14 protein-coding genes are annotated in these 15,059 nt (G+C 74.7%); 11 read left to right on the top strand and 3 right to left on the bottom strand.

The annotated features are described in order from the left end of the window. Positions 1–119: 119 nt before the first annotated feature. Complete coding sequence (locus LPU61_RS18875; RefSeq protein ID WP_229405645.1) at positions 120–1,412, bottom strand: acetyl-CoA C-acetyltransferase; 1,293 nt, start codon at positions 1,410–1,412, stop codon at positions 120–122. A gap of 56 nt (positions 1,413–1,468) precedes the next feature. Here LPU61_RS18875 and LPU61_RS18880 point away from each other — a divergent pair, with 56 nt between their 5' ends. The 7 genes from LPU61_RS18880 to LPU61_RS18910 all read left to right on the top strand — a co-directional run bounded on the left by LPU61_RS18880 (position 1,469) and on the right by LPU61_RS18910 (position 8,436). Beyond that, positions 1,469–2,824, top strand: coding sequence for a 3-oxoacyl-ACP reductase (locus LPU61_RS18880; RefSeq protein ID WP_229405646.1), 1,356 nt, complete (start codon positions 1,469–1,471; stop codon positions 2,822–2,824). Continuing rightward, positions 2,824–3,705 (top strand): MaoC/PaaZ C-terminal domain-containing protein, encoded by an 882-nt coding sequence (locus LPU61_RS18885; protein ID WP_229405647.1) that lies wholly within the window; start codon positions 2,824–2,826, stop codon positions 3,703–3,705. Before LPU61_RS18880 ends, LPU61_RS18885 begins: the two co-directional genes overlap by 1 nt. Positions 3,706–3,787: 82 nt before the next feature. After that, positions 3,788–4,540, top strand: coding sequence for an NUDIX domain-containing protein (locus LPU61_RS18890; protein ID WP_077935497.1), 753 nt, complete (start codon positions 3,788–3,790; stop codon positions 4,538–4,540). After that, a complete protein-coding gene (locus LPU61_RS18895; RefSeq protein WP_229405648.1) occupies positions 4,537–5,523 on the top strand; it encodes a serine/threonine protein kinase in 987 nt (328 codons plus the stop codon). Before LPU61_RS18890 ends, LPU61_RS18895 begins: the two co-directional genes overlap by 4 nt. A gap of 10 nt (positions 5,524–5,533) precedes the next feature. Beyond that, positions 5,534–6,496 (top strand): hypothetical protein, encoded by a 963-nt coding sequence (locus LPU61_RS18900; protein ID WP_043961182.1) that lies wholly within the window; start codon positions 5,534–5,536, stop codon positions 6,494–6,496. Continuing rightward, positions 6,493–7,776 carry an adenylosuccinate synthetase gene (locus LPU61_RS18905; protein ID WP_229405649.1) on the top strand — a complete coding sequence of 428 codons (1,284 nt, stop codon included), beginning with the start codon at positions 6,493–6,495 and terminating at the stop codon, positions 7,774–7,776. Before LPU61_RS18900 ends, LPU61_RS18905 begins: the two co-directional genes overlap by 4 nt. Positions 7,777–7,818: 42 nt before the next feature. Then, positions 7,819–8,436: a DedA family protein gene (locus LPU61_RS18910; RefSeq protein ID WP_229405650.1), complete on the top strand. Its 618-nt coding sequence runs from the start codon at positions 7,819–7,821 to the stop codon at positions 8,434–8,436. 15 nt (positions 8,437–8,451) lie between these two features. Here LPU61_RS18910 and LPU61_RS18915 read toward each other — a convergent pair whose 3' ends face one another. Both LPU61_RS18915 and LPU61_RS18920 read right to left on the bottom strand, forming a co-directional pair. Further along, entirely contained in the window at positions 8,452–9,678 is a 1,227-nt protein-coding gene (locus tag LPU61_RS18915; protein ID WP_229405651.1) for a hypothetical protein, read from the bottom strand. Positions 9,679–9,738: 60 nt separating this feature from the next. Next, the gene (locus LPU61_RS18920; RefSeq protein WP_043961177.1) at positions 9,739–10,374 is read right to left on the bottom strand and encodes a TetR/AcrR family transcriptional regulator; all 636 of its coding nucleotides are present in this window, start codon (positions 10,372–10,374) and stop codon (positions 9,739–9,741) included. Positions 10,375–10,447: 73 nt separating this feature from the next. On the opposite strand from LPU61_RS18920, the gene LPU61_RS18925 reads away from it, so the two are divergent. The 4 genes from LPU61_RS18925 to LPU61_RS18940 all read left to right on the top strand — a co-directional run bounded on the left by LPU61_RS18925 (position 10,448) and on the right by LPU61_RS18940 (position 15,059). Further along, positions 10,448–10,900 carry an SCP2 sterol-binding domain-containing protein gene (locus LPU61_RS18925; protein WP_043961175.1) on the top strand — a complete coding sequence of 151 codons (453 nt, stop codon included), beginning with the start codon at positions 10,448–10,450 and terminating at the stop codon, positions 10,898–10,900. 2 nt (positions 10,901–10,902) lie between these two features. Beyond that, positions 10,903–12,117, top strand: coding sequence for an acyl-CoA dehydrogenase family protein (locus tag LPU61_RS18930; RefSeq protein WP_043961173.1), 1,215 nt, complete (start codon positions 10,903–10,905; stop codon positions 12,115–12,117). Positions 12,118–12,184: 67 nt separating this feature from the next. Further along, positions 12,185–13,747, top strand: a complete 1,563-nt coding sequence (locus tag LPU61_RS18935) for an AMP-binding protein (protein ID WP_229405652.1) — start codon at positions 12,185–12,187, stop codon at positions 13,745–13,747. Positions 13,748–13,832: 85 nt separating this feature from the next. Then, a complete protein-coding gene (locus tag LPU61_RS18940) occupies positions 13,833–15,059 on the top strand; it encodes a serine hydrolase (protein ID WP_199485961.1) in 1,227 nt (408 codons plus the stop codon).

The raw sequence follows: 15,059 nt of genomic DNA on the forward strand, positions 1-15,059 counted from the left end.
CCCGAGGCCACCACAGCCACACACCGAGTTGAACGCCCGGTGAACGTCGGCCGCCCGGCACCGGACGGCCGGACGGCGGCGGATCAGCGCGGCGAGCCGCGGCGAGGCGGGGCCGGGCGTCAGCGCTCCAGGATCGCCGTGACCCCCTGGCCGCCGGCCGCGCAGATCGAGATGAGCCCCCGCCCCGAGCCGGACTCGGCGAGCAGCTTGGCCAGCGTGGCGACGATCCGCCCGCCGGTGGCGGCGAACGGGTGGCCGGCGGCCAGGGACGAGCCGTTGACGTTGAGCCTGTCCCGGTCGATCGACCCGAGCGGGGCGTCCAGGCCGAGCCGGTCCTTGCAGAACTCCGGCGACTCCCAGGCGGCGAGGGTCGCCAGCACCTGCGAGGCGAACGCCTCGTGGATCTCGTAGTAGTCGAAGTCCTGCAACGTGAGCCCCGCGCGGGCCAGCATCCGGGGCACCGCGTACGCGGGGGCCATCAGCAGCCCCTCGTCGCCGTGCACGAAGTCGACGGCCGCCGTCTCCGACCAGGAGAACCAGGCGAGCACCGGCAGGTTGCGCTCGGCCGCCCACTGTTCGGAGGCGAGCAGCACCGTGGACGCGCCGTCGGTGAGCGGGGAGGAGTTGCCGGCGGTCATGGTCGCCTGTTCGGCGTCCGGGCCCCGGTGGCCGAAGACGGGCTTGAGCGAGCCCAGCTTCTCTCCGGTGGTGTCGGGGCGGAGGTTCTGGTCCCGGGTCAGCCCCAGGTAGGGGGTCAGCAGGTCGTCGAAGAACCCCCGCTCGTACGCGGCGGCGAGCCGCTGGTGGGAGCGGAGCGCCAGCTCGTCCTGGGCCTGCCGGTCGACGTTCCAGCGCAGGGCGGTGCGGGCGGCGTGCTCGCCCATCGACAGCCCGGTGCGCGGCTCGGCGTTGCGCGGGATCTCCGGCTGGAACGGCTGGAGCGGACGCAGCTTCGCCGCGATCTTCAGCCGTTCGCCGAGGGTGCGGGCGGAGTTGAGCCGGAGCAGGGTGCGACGCAGCTCCTCGTTGACGGCCAGCGGGGCGTCGGAGGTGGTGTCGACGCCGCCGGCGATGCCGGCCTCGATCTGCCCGAGGGCGATCTTGTTGGCGACGAGGATCGCCGCCTCCAGACCGGTGCCGCACGCCTGCTGGATGTCGTACGCCGGGGTGTGCGGGTCGAGCTTCGAGCCGAGCACCACCTCGCGGGTGAGGTTGAAGTCCCGGGAGTGCTTGAGCACCGCCCCGGCGACGACCTCGCCGACCCGCTGCCCGGCCAGCCCGAACCGCGCGACGAGCCCGTCGAGGGCCGCGCCGAGCATGTCGGCGTTGGACGCGCTGGCGTACCGCGAGTTGGACCGGGCGAAGGGGATGCGGTTGCCGCCGATGACCGCGACCCGCCGGATGCTCTGCACGATCCCGCCTCCGTTTCAGGGCTTGCCCACAACCTACTGGCCAGTAGGCTACGCCTATGACCGACAGGTACGCGAGCTTCGTCCGATCGGGGGCCGGCCGCGCGCTGGTCAAGCGCCTGGGGCTGCCCGACCCGCCACGACTGCGCCGGCACACCCCGGGGGACCCGCTGCTGACCGGGCCGGCCCTGCTCGGCTCGGCCACCGGCGGCCGGCTCGCCGGGCAGGTCGGCGGGATCCTGACCGCCGCCGGGGTCGAGCTGCGCGATCCGGCCACCGCCGATGCCCAGGAGCGCTTCGGCGCCCTGGTGTACGACGCCACGGGCGTCACCGACTCCACCGGGCTGCGCCAGCTCTACGACTTCTTCCACCCGAGGGCCCGCGCGGTGCTGCCCGGCGGCCGGGTGATCGTGCTCGGCACCCCGCCCGACGAGTGCGGCACGCCGCGCGAGGCGACCGCCCAGCGGGCCCTGGAAGGGCTGACCCGCAGCATCGGCAAGGAGTTCGGCCGGGGCGTCACCGCCCAGCTCGTGCACGTCACGGCGCACGGCGACGCCGGCACGGCCACCGGCCTGGAGGCCACCCTGCGGTTCCTGCTCTCGGGCCGCTCGGCGTACGTCTCGGGGCAGGTGGTCCGGGTCGGTGCCGGCGCGGCCGAGCCGCCGGCCGACTGGGACCGGCCCCTCGACGGCCAGGTCGTCCTGGTGACCGGGGCGGCCCGGGGCATCGGCGCGGCCCTGGCCCGCGTGCTGGCCCGCGACGGCGCGCAGGTCGTCGCGCTCGACATCCCGGCCGCCGGGGACGAGCTGGCCGCCGCCGCCAACGAGATCGGCGGCACCGCCGTGCAGCTCGACCTGACCGCCCCGGACGCGCCCACCCGGCTCGCCGACCACCTCGCGTCCCGGCACGGCCGCGTCGACGTGGTGGTGCACAACGCGGGCATCACCCGGGACCGGACGCTGGGCCGGATGGACGCCGACCGGTGGGACAGCGTCATCGACGTCAACCTGTCCAGCCAGGAACGCATCAACGACGTGCTGCTGGAGCGCGGGCTGATCCCGGCCGGCGGCCGGATCGTCTCGGTCTCCTCGATCGCCGGGATCGCCGGCAACCGGGGCCAGACCAACTACGCCACCTCCAAGGCGGGCGTGATCGGCCTCGTGCAGTCGCTCGCCCCGGCGCTGCGCGAGCGCGGGATCAGCGTCAACGCGGTCGCCCCCGGGTTCATCGAGACCCGGCTGACCGCCCGCATCCCGCTCGTCGTCCGGGAGGCGGGCCGGCGGATGAACAGCATGGCCCAGGGTGGCCTGCCCGTGGACGTCGCCGAGACCATCGGCTGGCTGGCCTGGCCGGCGAGCGGCGCGGTCAGCGGCAACGTCGTCCGGGTCTGCGGCCAGAGCCTGCTGGGGGCGTGATGACCGGCGCGGACACGCAGGGTCGGACCCTGCTGGAGCTGCCCCGGCTGCCGCAGGCCGGCCCGCTCTATCGGCGGGCGCTGCTCGGGGCGCTGCCCGGCCCGGGTCGCCGCCGGGGCGACGCGCTGCCGCAGGTCGAGCTGGCCGTCGCCGGGGTCGCCGTCGACCGGACGCACCTGGCCGACTACGACCGGGTCTGCGGGTTCCGGCTGGCCGACCGGCTCCCGGGGACGTACCCGCACGTGCTGGGGTTTCCGCTAGCGCTGCGGCTGATGACCGCGCCGCAGTTCCCGCTGCCGCTGGTCGGGCTGGTGCACGTGGCCAACCGGATCACCGTGCGCCGGCCGGTCGAGGCCGGCGAGACGCTGGACTTCCGCGCGTACGCCGAGAACCTGCGCCCGCACGAGCGGGGTCGGCAGGTCGACGTGGTGCTGGTCGGGGCGGTCGGCGGGGCGGAGGTGTGGCGCGGCGTGTCGACGTACCTCGGCAGGGAGCGCACGGCCGGCGGCGGCGCGCGGCGCGACCGGGGTGACCGGCCCGCCGCGCCGGCCGCCACCGCCTCCTGGCGGGTGCCGCCGAGGGTGGGCACCGACTACGCGCGGGTCTCCGGCGACCACAACCCGATCCACACGTCCCGGTTGGGGGCGCGGCTGTTCGGCTTCCCCCGCCCGATCGCGCACGGCATGTGGAGCAAGGCGCGCTGCCTGGCCGCGCTGGAGAGCCGGCTGCCGGAGGCGTACACGGTCGAGGTGGCGTTCAAGCTGCCGGTGCCGCTGCCGTCCACGGTGGCCTTCACCGCCACCGCCGACGACCCGGCCTGGGAGTTCGCCCTGCACGACGCGCGCAGCGGCAGGCCGCACCTGGCAGGTTCCGTGCGCTGACGAGGGGTCAGGGCTTGGCATTCACTCTTTCGTGCGCTAAGTTGTTCTCACGTTGAGATGTTCTCAGAGTGAGAGAGACGCCGTGAACGAGCAGGAGTTCCTCGCCGCCTACGACCCCCGGGCCTACCCGGCGGTGGCCGTCACCGTCGACGTGGTCGCCCTGACCGTCCGGTCCGACGCGCTGCACCTGCTGCTCGTCCGCCGGGGCGGGCCGCCGTTCGAGGGCCACTGGGCGCTGCCCGGCGGGTTCGTCCGCCCCGAGGAGGACCTGGCGACCGGGGCCCGGCGGGAGCTGGCCGAGGAGACCGGCCTCGGCGGCGAGCGGCTGCGCCGGGTCCACCTGGAACAGCTCGCCAGCTACGGCGACCCCGACCGCGACCCCCGGATGCGGATCGTCTCGGTGGCCTACCTCGCGTTCGCCCCCGACCTGCCCGACCCGGCCGCCGGCAGCGACGCCGACGACGCGATCTGGCTGCCCGTGACCGCGCTGAGCAGCCGGCAGCTCGCCTTCGACCACGACCGGATCATCGACGACGGCCTGGAGCGGGCCCGGTCCAAGCTGGAATACACCCCGCTGGCCACCCGCTTCCTCGACACCGAGTTCACCATCAGCGAGCTGCGGGCCGTCTACGAGACCGTCTGGGGGCACCCGCTGCACCCCGGCAACTTCCACCGCAAGGTGCTCTCCGTGCCGGGCTTCGTGGAGAGCACCGGCGCGAGCACCGAACGCGGCGGCACGCGCGGCGGCCCCCGCGCCAAGCTCTACCGGGCCGGCGACGCCCGGCTGCTGCACCCGGCGCTGCTGCGCCCCGCCCGGGAGGAGACGGTGCGGTGAACACCCACGAGGCGATCCGGCTGGTCACCGCCGCGCGCACCGACGCCGACCTGTTCGGCGCCGACCCGTCGGCCCACCGCTACCGCGAGCTGGTCGCGGCCCTGCACCCCGACCGGCTGGGCGCGCTCGACCCGGCCGTACGCGCCGCCGCCACCGACGCGTTCGTCCAGGTCACCAACCGGTGGCGGGCCGGGCGGGCCAGCGCCGACCCGATCGTCCTCGGCGGCCACCGGCTCGGCCCGCTCGCCCACACCGGCGACCTCGCCGACCTCTACGACGTCGGGTCGGACCGCCTGCTCAAGCTGCCCCGCGACCCCGCCGACAACGACCTCGTCGCCCGCGAGCAGCACGCGCTGCGCACCATCGAGGAACGCGGCGACCCCCGCTACCTGCCGTACGTGCCCCGGCTCGTCGACACCCTCCGGCACCGGGACCCGGCCACCGGGGCGGAACGGCGGATCAGCGTGCTGGCCACCGCACCCGGCCTGCACAGCCTCGACGAGGTGCGCCGCGCGTACCCCGACGGGCTCGACGGCCGGGACGCGGCCTGGATGTGGCGGCGGCTGCTGGTCGCCCTCGGCCTGGCCCACCGGGCCGGCATCGTGCACGGCGCGGTGCTGCCCCGGCACGTGCTGATCGAGCCCGACGGGCACGGCGTGGTGCTCGTCGACTGGTGCTTCTCCGCCGCCACCGGGGGCACGATCCCCGCGCTGGTGCCCGGCCACGAGGACTGGTACCCGCCGGAGGTCGCCGCCCGACGGGCCTGCGGGCCCGGCACCGACCTGGCGATGGCCGCCACGTGCATGGCGTGGCTGATGGGCGACCGGGCCCCGCGCGAGCTGCGCGCCTTCGCCCACGGCTGCCGCCGCCCGGCGCTGCCGTCCCGGCCCGACGACGCGTGGCGACTGCTGCGCGAACTGGACGAGGTGCTCGAACGGCTCTACGGGCCGCGCACCTTCCGACCCTTCACCCTCAACCCCTAGGGAGGCTGCCATGGGCAGTGGAATGTGGTCCACCGACGTGTACGACGCCGCCGACCGGTACCGCCGGGCCACCGGCAAGAGCGCCTTCGCCTACAGCGACAGCGGGGCGCGCAAGGTGCACCCCGCGCTCGACCCGCGCGACGCGATGCGGGAGAGCCGCGACTCGGCCGAGCACCCGCAGTCGACGGCCATCACGGTGCTGTTCGACGTCACCGGCTCCATGCGGAACGTGCCCCGCACCCTCCAGGCCAAGCTGCCGCAGCTGCTCGGGCTCCTGCTCCGCCAGGGGTACGCCCGCGACCCGCAGATCATGTTCGGCGCGATCGGCGACGCCACCTGCGACCGGGTGCCGCTGCAGGTCGGGCAGTTCGAGTCGGACAACCGGATGGACGACGACCTCGGCCGGATCGTGCTGGAGGGTGGCGGCGGCGGCCAGATGACCGAGTCGTACGAGCTGGCCATGTACTTCATGGCCCGGCACACCGCCACCGACTGCTGGGAGAAGCGGGGCCGGCGCGGCTACCTGTTCATCATCGGCGACGAGCTGGCCTACCCCCAGGTGGACCGGCGGCAGGTGAGCCGGCTCATCGGCGACGACCTCCGCGAGGACGTGCCGCTGCTGCAGATCGTCGACGAGGTGACCCGGCGCTGGGACACCTACTACCTGCTCCCCGCCGGCAGCAGCTACGCCGGCAACACGAAGGTGCTGGACTTCTGGCGCGACCTGCTCGGGCAGAACGCCGTCGTGCTCGACGACCTCGACGCGGTCTGCGAGACCATCGCCCTCACCGTCGGCCTCGGCGAGCAGGCCGTCGACCTCGACCAGGGCCTGGCCGACCTCAAGAAGGCCGGCTCGAAGGCCACCGGCACCGTGTCGAAGGCGCTGGCCCGCCTCGGCCGGGGCACCCGCGACCAGGTGGCCACGCTGCCCGCCCCGTCGACGCCGCCCACCCGTGGGGTGACCCGACTGTGAACCACGTGCTGGTGGTCGACCTCGGCTACGGCGACGCAGGCAAGGGCACCGTCGTGGACTGGCTCTGCGCCACCCGGCCCGTCCACACGGTGATCCGCTTCAACGGGGGCGCGCAGGCGGCACACAACGTCGTCCTGCGCGACGGGCGGCACCACACGTTCGCGCAGTTCGGGGCGGGCACCTTCCGCCCCGGCGTGCGGACCCACCTGTCCCGGCACGTGGTGGTGGACCCGCTCGCCCTGGCCGCCGAGGCCGACCACCTCGCCGCGGTGGGCGTGCCCGACGCGCTCGACCGGCTCACCGTCGACGGGGAGGCGCTGCTGGCCACCCCGTACCACCGGGCCGCCAACCGGGCCCGCGAGCTGGCCCGCGGGGCCGACCGGCACGGCTCCTGCGGGCTGGGGGTGGGCGAGGCCGTCGCGTACGGGCTCGCCCACCCCGGCTCCGCGCCCCGGGTGGCGGACTGCCGCACCCCGGCCGTGCTGCGCCGCCGGCTGGCCGCCCTGCGCGACCGGCTCACCGCCGAACTCGGCCCGCTGGACGCCCCGCCCGTCGACGACTGCCTGCCCGCGTTCACCGCGTTCGGCGACCGGGTGGCGATCGTCGACCGGTCCCACCTGGCCGGGGTGCTGCGCGCCGGGACCTGCGTCTTCGAGGGGGCGCAGGGGGTGCTGCTCGACGAGTGGCACGGCTTCCACCCGTACACGACGTGGAGCACCACGACGTTCGCCAACGCCGAGGGCCTGCTCGCCGAGGCGGGGCTCGCCGGCACCGCCGAGCGGCTGGGCGTGCTGCGGGTCACCACCACCCGGCACGGCCCCGGCCCGCTGGTCACCGAGGATCCGGCGCTGCCGCTGGCCGACGCGCACAACGCCACCAACCCGTGGCAGGGGCGGTTCCGGTTCGGCCACTTCGACGCGGTCGCCCACCGGTACGCCCTCGACGCGGCCGGCGGCGTCGACGGGCTCGCCCTCACCCACCTCGACCTGGCCGACCGGCTGTTCTCCGGCGGGGTGCGCTCCGGCCAGGGCCTGCGGATCTGCCGCCGCTACGACAGCACGGACCGCCTGGAGCCCGGCCCGCCCGGTGACCTGGACCGCCAGGCCGCCCTCACCGCCCGCCTGCTCGCGGCCCGCCCCGTCTACGACGACGACCCTCCGGCCGACTGGCCGGCGGCGGTCGAGGAGGCGCTGGGTGCCCCGGTGACGCTCACTTCCCACTCACCCACCGCCGAGGGCAAGCTGGTAAGGAAGGGCACCTTGTCAACGCCTTTTGTATAGGAAGGGCCCCTTCCTAACGCCGCGACGGCAGAGCATGAGGGCATGCAGTCGGTCCTCGGCCTGCTCCACGACACGGTCACCTCGCCGTGGGTCTACCTGGTGATCTTCGCGGTCACCGCGGTCGACGCCGTCTTCCCGGCGGTGCCCGGCGAGACGATCGTGGTGACCGCCGGGGTATTCGCGGTCGGCGGGCAGCCGGACCTGACCATGGTGATCCTGCTCGCCGCGTGCGGCGCGCTGGCCGGCGACCACCTGTCGTACGCCATCGGCCGGGGCGGCGGCGCGCACCGGCTGGCCCGGCTGCCGGCGGACAGCCGGCGACGCGCCGGGTCGGAATGGGCCCGCCGGGCGGTCGACCGGCGCGGCGGCATGATGCTCACCACCGCCCGCTACGTCCCCGGCGGGCGCACGGCGGTGACCCTGACGATGGGCGCGGTCCGCTATCCGCTGCGGTCGTTCGTGCTCTTCGACGCGCTGGCCGCCGGCACCTGGGCGGCGTACTGCGGGCTGCTCGGCTACTTCGGTGGGCTGGTCTTCGAGCGGGAGCCGATCCTGGGCATCCTGGCCGGGATCGGGCTGTCGGTCGCGATCACCGGCCTGCTGGAGGCCGCCCGCTGGCTTCGGCTCCGTGCCCGCCGACGCGCCGCCGGCCGCCGCTGAGCGGACCGTCGAGGGTCAGGTCGGAACGCCTTCGAGGTACGCCAGCATCTCCTCTCGGCTGCGCGGCAGGCCGTAGTCGCCGACGAGCAGGCTGAAGTTGACGAACGTCGAATCGCCGACCAGCCACACCTCGGGCGACCGGGCCAGCAGCTCGACGAGCCGCCGTTGCCGGGGAGCCAGCGCCGCACACGGCGCCCCCGTGGGCAGGCTGCCCTCGGGGAACGCCAGGCGCAGGGCCTCGGCCGCCACCGGCAACGCCTGTTCGCCGGTGACGGCGGGCAGCCGGTCGAGCAGCGCGTCGAACGCCCGATCGGTGTGCCAGGGCCCGAGCAGGCGCAGGGACAGCCCCGCGTGCCCGTTGAGGTCGCCGTCGAGGAACGGCACCTCGGCCCCGTCGGCCGTCAGCCGGTTGCCCGGGCCGGCGGCCGTCCAGGCGAGCAACTCGTCGACCGTCGCCTGGTCGGCATCGGCACCGAGCACCCGGGCCCGGCCGACCGCGGCGGCCCAGCGGATCACCGGGCGCGCGTCGGTCAGCAGCCCGGCGTCGGGCGCGGCACCGAGCAACCCGGCGGCCACCAGGGCGGTCGCCGCCTCGTCCTCGTCCACCTCCAGTGCGGCCCCGGCCGCCGCGACGAGCGCCGGGAGGCTGCCGGCCGCGTCCTCCGGGAACCAGGCGAGCGCGTACGCAGCCCCGGCGCGCAGCCCCGGGTCGGCGTCGGTGAGCAGGTCACGGAACAGGGCCACGCCGGCCCGCACCGCGTCGTAGACGGCCAGCTCGATGTGCGCCCACAGGCGCTGCTGATCCGCCTCGTCGAGCGACTCCACGTACGCCCACTCGACGTGCTCCTTCTGGGTCTCGTCGTCGCCGTGCCACGGGGGCGGCTTGGCGGCGAGCAGCTCCCGCCCACCGTCGGCCGCCCGGCGGAACTCGGTCACCGGGACGCCCTCGGGCAGCCACCGCTCGTCGTAGCCCACCGCGAGCGCCGTCACCAGGTAGAGCACCAGCTCCCGGTCGGGGGTGGCCGGGTCGGCGAGCAGCTCCAGCAGGAACGGCACGGCGTACGCCGACGCCTCGTAGCGCGACCCCTGGTGGAAGATGTTGGCGTAGAGCGCGCCGATGGCGGCCTGCCGCTCCTCCTCGTCGGGCGAGCGCAGGGCGCGGAGTTGGCCGGGCACATCCCCGGCCGAGCCGTAGGCGTGGCCGAGCCGCACCCAGTCGATGTCGTCGATGCCGTCGAGCACGCGCCCATCCTCGCGCACCCCACCGACATTCCCGTCGGGCGAGTTGGCAGGGGCCCTTCCTTACCCCTCGGGGTGCCAGGTGACGCCGCGGAGGAGCTGGTCGGCGCCGAGCCAGGCGACGTTCATCATCCGGGTGGCGGTCTTCTCCGGGTCGGCCTCCGGGTGGTCGGCGAGCCAGTCGCCCAGCGACTCGCTCGCGCCGACCAGGGCGTACGCGACGACCTCCAGGTCGGTGGCACCCACCTCGCGGCCCCGGGCGCGCAGGGCGTGGTCGAGCATCCCGGCGACCACCTCGACGAGCCGGGCCCGCATGGCGGCGAGCTCCCCGGCGAACGGCTGGGAGCCGCGGGCCTGCCGGTAGAGCACCGCCCAGCCGTCGCGGTGCGCCCCGACGAAGCCGAAGAACGCGCGCAGGCCCCGCCAGAGCCGCTCGTCGGCGTCGAGGTCGGGGGCGGCGGCGCCGGCGATGGCCTCCATCATGCGGGTGCCCTCGCGGTGCAGGCAGGCGACGAAGAGCTCCTCCTTGCTGCCCAGGTACGCGTACACCATGGGTTTGGAGATGCCGGCGTCCTCGGCGATCTCGTCCATGCTGGCCGCGTGGAAGCCGCGTCGGGAGAAGACCCGGACGGCGGCGTCGAGCATCTGCTGCTCGCGTACGGCCCGGGGGAGGCGCTTGAAGGTGGGGGTGCTGGACACCTTGCGAGCATACCTACTCGTGCGTAAGGTTACGCTAGAGTAACCACAGTCGCCGCTCGAGAGGTTCCTTTCCATGACTGACTTCGACCCGGCCAACTTCGCCAACTACGGCCCCAAGGAGTTCGCCCAGCTGGTCAAGTCCACCCCCGACGACAAGATCGTCGAGGTGATGTCCGGCGAGCTGCGCGGCAAGGTCCTAAGCGAGGTCTTCGGCCGGATGCCCACGCTGTTCCGCGCCGACCGGGCCGGCTCCACCAACGCGGTGATCCACTGGGGCATCACGGGCCGCCCGGACGGCGGCACGGACACCTACGAGATCGTCGTCGCCGACGGCGCGTGCACGGTCAACGAGACCCCGCAGCACGACCCCAAGCTGAGCCTCACCATGGGCCCCCTGGAGTTCCTGAAGATCGTCTCCGGCGGCGCGAACCCGGTGATGATGTTCATGACCGGCAAGCTGAAGGCCAAGGGCGACCTCGGCCTCGCCGCCAACATCGCCAACCTGTTCGACATCCCCAAGGGCTGACGATGGCCGAGTTCTCGCTCGACCTGAACGAGGAACAGCGGGACCTGCGGGACTGGGTGCACGGCTTCGCCGCCGAGGTCGTGCGCCCGGCCGCCGCCGAGTGGGACGAGCGCGAGGAGACCCCCTGGCCCGTGATCCAGGAGGCGGCGAAGGTCGGGCTGTACGGCTTCGAGTTCCTCGCCACCTGCTGGGCCGACCCCACCGGCCTGTCCCTGCCGATCGCCAGCGAGGAGCTCTTCTGGGGCGACGCCGGCATCGGCCTCGGCATCTTCGGCACCTCGCTGGCCGTGGCCGCCATCTACGGCGCGGGCACCCCCGACCAGCTCGTCGAGTGGGTCCCCCAGTGCTTCGGCGACGCCGACTCCCCGGCCGTCGCCGCGTTCTGCACCACCGAGCCGGAGGCCGGCTCCGACGTCGGCGCGATGCGCACCCGGGCCGTCTACGACGAGGCCAGCGACGAATGGGTGCTGCGCGGGCAGAAGGCGTACGCCACCAACGGCGGGATCGCCGGGGTGCACGTCGTCACCGCCTCGGTCGACCCCACGCTCGGCTCGCGCGGGCAGGCCGCGTTCGTCGTACCCCCGGGCACCGCCGGGTTGAGCGCGACCCGGAAGCTGCGCAAGCTGGGGCTGCGCGCCTCGCACACGGCGGACGTCTTCCTCGACGACGTCCGGGTCCCCGGCCGCTGCCTGCTCGGCGGCAAGGAGGCCCTCGACGAGCGGCTGGCCCGCGCCCGCTCCGGCCAGAAGGCCTCCGGCCAGGCCGCCATGCGCACGTTCGAGCTGTCCCGGCCGACCGTCGGCGCGCAGGCGCTCGGCGTGGCCCGCGCCGCCTACGAGTACGCGCTGGACTATGCGAAGGACCGGGTGCAGTTCGGCCGGCCGATCATCGAGAACCAGGCGGTCGCGTTCGCGCTGGCCGACATGAAGATGGAGATCGACGCCGCCCGGCTGCTGGTCTGGCGGGCCTCCTGGATGGGGCGCAACAACCGCCCGTTCACCGCCGGCGAGGGCTCGATGTCCAAGCTCAAGGCCGGCGAGGTGGCCGTGTCGGTCACCGAGAAGGCCGTGCAACTGCTCGGCGGGGCCGGCTTCCTGCGGGACCACCCGGTCGAGCGCTGGTACCGGGACGCCAAGATCTACACCATCTTCGAAGGCACGTCGGAGATCCAACGGCTGGTGATCTCCCGCGCCATCTCCGGCGTCCACGTCCGCTGACCCGACCACGAACCGACTCGACCCGGATGCCCCGGGTGGGTCCCGCACGCCCGGAGGAGGCCCGCGGATGGATCTGCCGTTCACCGTCGCCACGCTGACCCGGCGCGGGCTGCTCACCCCGGGCCCGCCGATCCGGGTCGCCGCCCAACTCAACGCGCTGCGCCGGTGGGGCTGGAGCCTCGCCGGCGAGCTGCGCCAGGCCGCCGCCCGGGACCCGGGCCGCACCGCCGTCGTCGACGAGCAGGGCGCCGAGCTGACGTACGGCGCCCTGCTCGACCGCGCCGAGCGGCTGGCGAAGTCGCTGCGCGGCGGCCTCGGCGTGCACAGCGGCGACCGCATCGGGCTGCTCTGCCGCAACCACCACGGGCTGATCGAGGCCATGGTCGCCACCACCCTGCTCGGCGCGGACGCGGTGCTGGTCAACACGGGGCTCTCCCCCGCGCAGCTCGCCACCGTCGCCGAGGAGCAGGGGCTGAAGGTCCTCGTGCACGACGCCGAGTTCGCCGAGCGGGCCCTCGGCCTCCCCGCCGACCTGCACCGGGTCGACGAGGCCCGGCTGGAGGAGCTGATCGCGGCGGCGCTGCCCGGCGACCTCCAGCCGCCGCCGCGCGAGGGCCGCACCATCGTGCTGACCTCCGGCACCACCGGCGCGCCCAAGGGGGCACGCCGGCCCACCCCGCACGGCTTCGGCCCACTGGTCTCCATCATCGACCGCATCCCGCTGCGCGTCCGGGACACCGTGCTGATCGCCGCGCCGCTGTTCCACACCTGGGGGTACGCGGCGCTCCAGGTCTGCTTCGCCCTGCGGGCGACCATCGTGCTGCACCGCCGCTTCGACCCGTCCGCCACGCTCGGCGCGCTCACGGCGCACCGCTGCGACGCCATGTTCGCCGTGCCGGTGATGGTGCAGCGGCTGATGGAGGTGCCGCCGCCCGAGCCGAAGCCGCCCCTGAAGGTGGTCGCCCTCAGCGGGTCGGCGCTGCCCGGCGGGCTCGCCCTGCGCTTCATGGACACCTACGGCGACGTCCTCTACAACCTGTACGGCTCGACCGAGGTGTCCTGGGCGTCCATCGCCGGCCCCGCCGAGCTGCGGGCCGCCCCGACCACCGCCGGCCGTCCGCCGCACGGCACCCGGCTGCGCATCCTCGACGACGAGGGCAGACCGGTCCCCGCCGGCCGGGTCGGGCGGATCTTCGTCGGCAACGAGATGCTCTTCGAGGGCTACACCTCGGGCACCGCCCGGGAGAGCCGGGACGGGCTGCTGGACACCGGCGACCTCGGCCGGGTCAACGCCGACGGGCTGCTCTTCGTCGACGGGCGGGCCGACGACATGATCGTCTCCGGCGGGGAGAACGTCTTCCCGTCCGAGGTGGAGGACCTGGTGGCCCGGCTGCCGCAGGTCCGCGAGGTGGCCGTGATCGGCGTGCCCGACGACGAGTACGGCCAGCGCCTCGCCGCGTTCCTCGCCCTGCACCCCGGCGAGACCCTCGACCCGGAGGCGGTCCGCGAGTACGTCCGGCACTACCTGGCCCGGTTCAGCGTCCCCCGCGACGTGGTCTTCGTGAAGTACCTGCCGCGCAACGCCACCGGCAAGGTGCTCACCCGCGAGCTGCGCCGCTACTTCGGCTGACCGGGGATCCCCGAGGCCGCCGCCCGGGTCCGCCGGGGGACTTCCCCGGATGCCCTCGGGTCCCCCCGCCGGCAGGCTGACGGCCATGACAATCATGAATCGGCGTACGGTCGCCGCCACGGCGCTCGCCGCCCTGCTCACCGTCGCCGTCCCCGGCACCGGCACCGCGGCCCCGCGCGCCGCCGCGCCCCTCGGCCCCGCGCCCGCCCCGCTCGACGCCGCCCTGCTCGACGCCGGACGGTCCGGGGTCGACTGCCGACCCGGCACCCTCGACGCCGCCCCGATGCGGGCGGCGATCGCCGGTCTACCCAACGCCGACGCGACCAGCGCCCAGGTCCGGATCACCACCCCGGACGGCTGTTGGACGGGCACCAGCGGGGTGCGGGACCTGCGCACCGGGGCCCCGGTGCCGCCGCACGCCCGGTTCCGGGTGGGCAGCGCCACCAAGATGTTCACCGCCGCGCTGGTGCTGCAACTCGCCGCCGAGGGACGGATCGACCTCGACGGGACGGTGCAGGACTACCTGCCCGGCCTGCTGCCCGCCGACTACCCGACCGTGACCGTCCGCCAGCTCCTCAACCACACCAGCGGCATCTCCAGCCCGACGGTGCCCGACGACATCGAGTGGCAGCTCGCCCACCGGTACGACCGGTGGACCCCGGAGCAGATCGTCCGTGCGGGGCTGGAGAACCCGCGCGCGTTCGACCCCGGCGAGAAGCAGGACTACACCAACATGGGCTACATCGTCGCCGGCCTGCTCGTCGAGAAGGTCACGGGACACACGTACGAGCAGGAGCTGTCGCGGCGGATCGCCCGGCCGCTCGGGCTGCGCGACACGTACGGGCCCGGCGACGACCCGCGCATCCGGGGCCCGCACGCCCACGGCTACCAGGCCGTCACCCGGGACGGGGTGACCGAGCTGGTGGACGCGACCGTGTGGAGCCAGACCTTCACCCCCGCCTCCGGTGACCTCATCTCCAGCCTGGCCGACCTGGACACCTTCACCACGGCGCTGTTCGCCGGCCGGGTGGTGCCGGAGCCGCAGCTCACCGAGATGTTCACCCTCCCGCCCGTGGACGACGTCGCGGGCGGCCCGGCCCGGTACGGCGCGGGGCTGACCGCCATGCGGCTGGCCGACGGCGAGATCCTCTGGGCCAAGACCGGCTCCCGGTACGGCTACCTGGCCGCTGCGGCGTCGACCCGGGACGGCCGGTTCCGGGTCGAGTACTCGATCACCGCAACGGACGCCAAGGGCGAGGAGCTGAGCGCGACCGCCCAGGCCGTCATCAGCGCCGCGCTCGGCATGGCCTGA

Origin of the sequence: Micromonospora sp. NBRC 110038 (assembly GCF_020884815.1) — a bacterium.
Lineage (GTDB): Bacteria > Actinomycetota > Actinomycetes > Mycobacteriales > Micromonosporaceae > Micromonospora > Micromonospora haikouensis.